This window comes from Dialister sp. UBA1703, from assembly GCA_002320515.1.
Lineage (GTDB): Bacteria > Bacillota > Negativicutes > Veillonellales > Dialisteraceae > Dialister.
Genome location: DCJJ01000064.1, coordinates 1 through 6,166, shown reverse-complemented (window position 1 = coordinate 6,166; position 6,166 = coordinate 1). Strand labels below are relative to the sequence as shown.

General features: G+C 56.4%; 6 protein-coding genes. All 6 read right to left on the bottom strand.

Annotated features, from left to right (window positions below; all coding sequences use genetic code 11):
• Positions 1-49: 49 nt before the first annotated feature.
• The 6 genes from B2Y11_RS03025 to B2Y11_RS03000 all read right to left on the bottom strand — a co-directional run bounded on the left by B2Y11_RS03025 (position 50) and on the right by B2Y11_RS03000 (position 6,004).
• Positions 50-1,495 (bottom strand): serine hydrolase, encoded by a 1,446-nt coding sequence (locus B2Y11_RS03025; protein ID WP_291056053.1) that lies wholly within the window; start codon positions 1,493-1,495, stop codon positions 50-52.
• A gap of 812 nt (positions 1,496-2,307) precedes the next feature.
• Complete coding sequence (locus B2Y11_RS03020; protein WP_291056051.1) at positions 2,308-2,628, bottom strand: ABC transporter ATP-binding protein; 321 nt, start codon at positions 2,626-2,628, stop codon at positions 2,308-2,310.
• Between the two features lie 6 nt (positions 2,629-2,634).
• Positions 2,635-3,126 carry a dipeptide/oligopeptide/nickel ABC transporter ATP-binding protein gene (locus B2Y11_RS03015; RefSeq protein ID WP_291056049.1) on the bottom strand — a complete coding sequence of 164 codons (492 nt, stop codon included), beginning with the start codon at positions 3,124-3,126 and terminating at the stop codon, positions 2,635-2,637.
• 1 nt (position 3,127) lies between these two features.
• On the bottom strand, positions 3,128-4,105 hold the full coding sequence (locus B2Y11_RS03010) for an ABC transporter ATP-binding protein (protein ID WP_291056047.1): 978 nt from the start codon (positions 4,103-4,105) through the stop codon (positions 3,128-3,130).
• A gap of 4 nt (positions 4,106-4,109) precedes the next feature.
• On the bottom strand, positions 4,110-4,985 hold the full coding sequence (locus B2Y11_RS03005) for an ABC transporter permease (RefSeq protein ID WP_291056045.1): 876 nt from the start codon (positions 4,983-4,985) through the stop codon (positions 4,110-4,112).
• Positions 4,982-6,004, bottom strand: coding sequence for an ABC transporter permease (locus B2Y11_RS03000; protein WP_291056043.1), 1,023 nt, complete (start codon positions 6,002-6,004; stop codon positions 4,982-4,984). The genes B2Y11_RS03005 and B2Y11_RS03000 overlap by 4 nt, the downstream gene beginning before the upstream one ends.
• Positions 6,005-6,166: the final 162 nt, after the last annotated feature.

The window sequence follows — 6,166 nt, the reverse complement described above, 5'->3', positions numbered from 1 at the left end:
GATTTAATCAGCGCTTCCTTAAGTTTCTTTACGTACTTATCCTATTATATCATTTCCCCTGCTTTTCAAAGCAGATGGAATGCACCTTCGGCTCCATGAGGAGATGGAAGCCGGCGATACGGCCTGTATCATCGGCGTAGAAAGTAAGGGGTATACGGTATAAATCCGTATCCTCCTTCACTTCGTCCACCCGGAAAGTGTCGTAGTAGAGATGGGTCATAGGCCGGTCTTTCACTTCCCTTTCCTGAAGGAAAAGCCTGCCCTCCTTTTCCGTTACAGAGAAGGTGCCGTAGCCGGGGTTCCAATAGGCACCGGTGTAGTCGGAAAGGCGGTGGGAGAGGGGCCCTTTCCCCTGGCTTTCCGGCATGCAGTCAAACTCCAGATGGTGATACATGTCCTCCGGCGCATGGGATTTCCCCGCTTCCGTATACATGCCATACCAGTCCTCTTCCTCCCGTCCCAGGAAGGCGTCCAGCAGGAAGCTCTGAACTGCGAAAATCAGGGGATTGTCCGGCGCATGGAGATTCATCAGGTACACCGCCCCGGAGGAGAGAGAGGGAATGTAGAACTGAAAGGCGCTGTACCCCTCAATCTTCCCCGTATGCTGCTGAATAACGGCACCGTGATATTCCATAATCCGCCAGCCGAATCCATAGCCCAGACTTCTTCCGCCTTTCACATGGGGATAATCCATGAGCATCTGGGGGGTATGCATTTCAAGGAAATGGGACGATGAAAGGAGGTAGCTGCCATCCTTCTCCCCTCCCTGTATATGAAGGGAAATCCATTTCACCATATCCTCCGCCGTGCTCATGACAGAACCGCAGGGGCCTGCCTGGTCAATGTTCCAGCGGGGAATTTCATGAAGGCCATGATCCCACCAAAAGGGCATGGCACAGTTCTCATGAGCCGCTGCTTCATCCATGAGGCAGAAGGTGCGGTCCATGCCAAGGGGCTCAAAAATTTCCTCCCGGAGAATGGTTTCCCACTTCTTTCCCGTCACCGCCTCCATAATGCCCCCCACCGCCGCATACATGACATTGCTGTACTGGGCCAGGGTGCGGAATGGTGCATTGGGCTCCAGATATTTCAGCCGCTTCAGATACTCCACCCGGGAAATGGAATTATCCGGCCAGGCGCCGTCACGGCCGCCTACGCCGGTGCGGTGGCAGAGCATATCCCGAATGGTCACCATAGCCGACGCCTCCCTGTCCCAGAGGGCAAAGCCGGGAATGTAGGAAGCAATGGGTGCGTCCATATCAAGGAGCCCTTTCTCCGAAAGCTTCATCACCGCCAGGGCGGTCATGGATTTGCTGCAGGAACCGATGCCGCTGATGGTATCTGTAAGGAAAGGATGGCCTGCCCTATCCCTTACGCCGAAGTTTTCCATATGAACCCGGCCCTTTTCGATGACCCCAAGGGCCATGCCGGGTATGTGGTAATAGGTCATCATCTTCTCTATGAGATGGGAGAGTTTTTCGTAGTCAATGGTCATGGATGGCACCTCCTTGTAAAGGGTTATGAAGGGAAAGGTGGACGGACTTGGACATACCTTCGGTGTGAGGGTTGACGGGGCTGCGCCCCGAGGGTTGTGGCCGCCTGTCGGCGGCGGGTTNNCAACGGGGCGGAAAGGTGGTGGCGTAGCCACCAAAGGGGGCGGGCCCTTCGGGCCCACAGGTTGTGTGGAACGGTACTTAAGATTGACCGGCCTTTGTCCGGAGGGTTCTTAGGTTTGACGGGCCTTTGGCCCGAGGGTTGTGGTGGCGGCTGACGCCGCAATTTTTAGAAAAAGAGGCGCGGCTCCGCCGCAGGTTGTATAGATGGGTTGTGTTCACTTCGCGCAGGGGGCAGGGAAAAGGTCCTTCCCATCACTCTTATTGTCCCACCGCTTGCGGGGGGAAAGGTGGTACGCAGTACCAAAAGGGGGAGCCCCAGGTCTCGGAAGGTTCGCAGGTTTGACCCCGCCGGTTCCCCTCCGCCCCGCGGGGAATCGTGTCACTTAACAAGCAGGGGAGCAAGTGGTGTCAGGGGATTGCCTTCCCGCCTCCCACTTCATCTGATGGTCTGCCATCTTCCCGCCGACTTGTATTTACCTGTATTCCCTCACTTACTGTTCCTACCAAGATCCTTCGCTTTTGTGGAGACCCTGCAGAGGGTCTCCAAGTCAGCCGAAGTTGGCCCCTAGCCTGCCCATAAAAGGGCCTTCCTATTGTCGGCTGACCGACCCTGGATGACGGATGACCGGCGGGAAATTTCCGCGCGGTAAGCCGACAGCCGGCAGCCGATAGCGGACAACGTCCGCCAGCCTCACCCCAATTCCATAATTCTGTCCGGCGGTACGAAGGGTTTTCCTATCATAGGCACAGCGGCTATGAGTTCCCTGGTATAGGGATCCTTGGGGTGGCAGAGGATTTCGTCGGAGGCGCCGATTTCCACGATTTTTCCCTTCTGCATGACGGCGGTGCGGTCGGAAATATAGCGCACCACTGCCAGGTTGTGAGAGATGAAGAGATAGGTGAGGTGGAGTTTTTCCCGAAGGTCCATGAGGATGTTCAGCACCTGGGCCTGCACGGAAACGTCCAGGGCAGAGGTAGGTTCGTCCAGGATGAGGATTTCCGGGCTGGTCATGAGGGCTCAGGCGATGGAGATGCGCTGGCGCTGGCCGCCGGAAAATTCGTGGGGATAGCGGTCCATCACGTTTTTTCGAAGGCCCACCATTTCCAGAAGCATTTCCGCCCTTTCCTTCCGGTGAGCTTCGGAAAATTCGCCCATCACCCGGGCAGGCTCCATGATAATGTCTCCGATTTTCATGCGGGGCGACAGGGAGGAGTAGGGGTCCTGGAAGACGATCTGTATTTTCTTCCGGATTTCCTTTACCTCCTTTTCCTTTGCATGGGAAATATCTTTCCCGTAAAGAAGGATTTCGCCGCCGGTAGGCTCCGCCAGATGGATGATGAGGCTGGCCAGGGTGGATTTGCCGCAGCCCGACTCCCCTACAATGCCCAGGGATTCCCCTTTGGCCAGAGACAGGGTAATGCCGTTCAAGGCATGCACTTCCTTTGATTTCCCCCAGAAGCTCCGGGTGTGGAAGGTCTTCGTCACGTTCTTGATTTCCAGTATGTCCATGTCACACCTCCCGAGGATGGCAGCAGTATACTTTGTGGCCCGGCCTTATTTCCAGGGACGGAGGCAGGCCTTCCCTGCAGGCGGCGGTGGCCCTTTCGCAGCGGGGTGCGAAGCGGCAGCCCGCCATTTTTTCCGACGGATCCGGCATCATGCCGGGGATGGCGGTGAGCCTTTCCTTCGTCTTTTCCCCTGTAAACTTCGGCAGCGCCCCGATGAGGGCCCGGGTGTAGGGGTGGCAGGGCTCTGTGAGCACGGAGGCAGTGTCGCCGGATTCCACAATGTGGCCGGAGTACATAACGGAAATGGAATCGCAGATTTCCGAAATCACGTCCAGGTCATGGGAAATGAAGAGGACTGCGGTCTTCAGGTTCCGGCAGGCTTCTTTTATAAGGTAGAGGATCTGGGCCTGCACTGTCACGTCCAGGGCCGTGGTGGGCTCGTCGGCAATGAGGAGCTTGGGCTTGCAGGAAAGGGCGATGGCTATCATCACACGCTGGCGCATGCCGCCGGAAAGTTCGTAGGGATAGCAGTGAATCACATCCTCCGCGTTCCGTATATGCACCTCTTCCAGAAGGGAGACAGCTTTCTTGCATGCTTCTTCCTTTGAAATCTTTTCATGGGTTCTGATGACGTCCGTCATCTGGGTGCCGATGGTGAAAACAGGATTGAGACAGGTCATGGGCTCCTGGAAAATCATGGACACATCCCTTCCCCGCACTTCTTCCATGCTTTTCCGGCCAAGGCCCAGAAGCTGCCGGCCGCAGAGGCGGATGGAGCCGTCCAGCTCCGCCTTGCCTCCGCCGGGGAGGAGTCGGGTAACGGCAAAGGCGGTCATGGATTTCCCGCTGCCCGACTCACCCACCAGGCCCATAATCTTTCCCTCTCCCACCTCCAGGTTCACATCATGGAGGATGGGTATCATGCCCTTCTTGGAGGGAAGGGCTAAAGACAGGTGTTCGATTTCAAGTACATTTTCCATAGAATCAGTGCTCCCTTGGATCAAGAATATCTCTGAGGCCGTCGCCTAGAAGGTTGAACCCCATCACCGTCACAAGGATAAAGAGACCGGGGAAGGCAGCATACCACCACTGGTCAATGGCATAGACCCGGGCAGTAGAAATCATGGCGCCCCATTCCGGCATAGGCGGCTGGGCGCCAAGGCCGATGAAGCTCATGGAGGAAGCAATGAGGATGGCGTCTCCGATGCCCAGGGTCATCTGCACCATAAGGGGCGAAAGGCAGTTGGGCACGATGTGGTGGAGCACAATCCAGAAGGGAGAAGCACCGAAGGTTTTTGACGCCTTCACATAGGGCTCCTCCTTCAGAGACAGTACCTGTCCCCGCATGAGCCGCACATAAAGGGGAATCCTCACGATACACACCGCCAGCATGGTATTGAAGAGCCCTACACCCAGGGCAGCCGTCAAAGCCAGGGCCAGTACCATGGAAGGGAAGGACAGAATCATGTCGGTCACCGCCATAATCACCCTGTCCACTCTCCCGCCGCACCAGCCGGAGAGGCTTCCGATGGCCACGCCGATGACAGCGGCAATGATGACGATGGAAAGGCCTACGGTAATGGAAATGCGGGCACCGTAGAGAATGCGGGAGAAAATATCCCGTCCCATTTCATCGGTGCCGAAGAAATGGTGGATGGACGGCGCCTGAAGCCTTCCTGCCACGTTCATGAGGTTCGGGTCCCAGGGGCTGATGAGGGGCGCCAGAATGCCCAGAAGGATGATGAGGGCCACAATCACCATACCCGCCAGGGTGAGCTTGTTCTTCAGAAGGATATCCAGGGATTTGTGGAAAAAACTTTCCCTCTCCTCCCTGATTTCCTCCGCCTTTGCCGTGGTCATTTCTCATCACCTCCGCTGATCTGGGGATTCAGGATATTGTAAATCATATCCACCGCCATATTAATCACCACATAGCCTACGGACACCACCAGGGTAAATCCCATAATAGCGGGAAAGTCCAGATAGGCAATGGAGTCCATTACGTATTTCCCCATGCCCGGCCAGCCGAAAATGGTTTCCGTAATGACGGCGCCGCCCAGAAGCTCGCCGATGGTAAGGCCGGTAATGGTGACCGTCGGTATCAAAGCATTCTTCAGGGCATAGCGGTAAATAATACGGCGCCGTGGAATGCCGCAGGCTTTGGCAGTGCGGATATAGTCCTGCTCCAGCACATCCACCATGCCGCTTCGCACCTGCCGGGAAATGATGGCCAGCTGGGCGTAGGCCAGGCAGAGGGCGGGGAGCAGCAGATGATGTATGGCGGAAATCACCACATCCATATTTCCTGCTATAAGCCCGTCAATCACATAAAGCCCTGTCACCTGCGGCGGCGGTGTAAGGAAGGTGTCCAGCCTGCCGGAGGCGGGGAAAACGGGTATTACCTTATAAAAGAGGATGAGGCATACCACGCCGGACCAGAAAAGGGGAATGGACACGCCCACCATGGAAATCACCCGGCAGATGTGGTCCACCCAGCTGTCCCGGTGCACCGCCGAAAGGACCCCCAGGAAGATACCGAAAACCACCGCAATCACCATAGCCGCCAGGGTCAGTTCCAGGATGGCAGGGAAATAGCGGGCCAATTCGCCGGACACGGGCATCTGGGTGCGGACGGAAACGCCCATATCCCCATGAGCCAGCCCCTCCATGTACAGAGCGTACTGGGTAAGCACCGGTTTATCCAGCCCCAGGGACTGGCGCGCCGCCTCCAGCGTCTCCGGCGACGCGTGAGGCCCCACCAGCATGCGGACCGGGTCACCGGGAATGACATGGGATATGCAGAAGGTAACAATGGATACGCCGATAAACACAAGGATGAGATGTATCAGTTTTTGAAATATAAATCTCCATGAAATCATAAGCCCTCCTTGTATGATGTGACACGCCTATGGCGTGAGGATCGACCATGGGCCTGCAGAGCAGCCCCGGTTCAGAAGGTTCTGCGCCCGAAGGGCGCGAAGGGTTCTAAAGTTTGACGCCCGCTTTGCAGGTGAGGATTCTTAGGGAAGCGCTGATTAAAT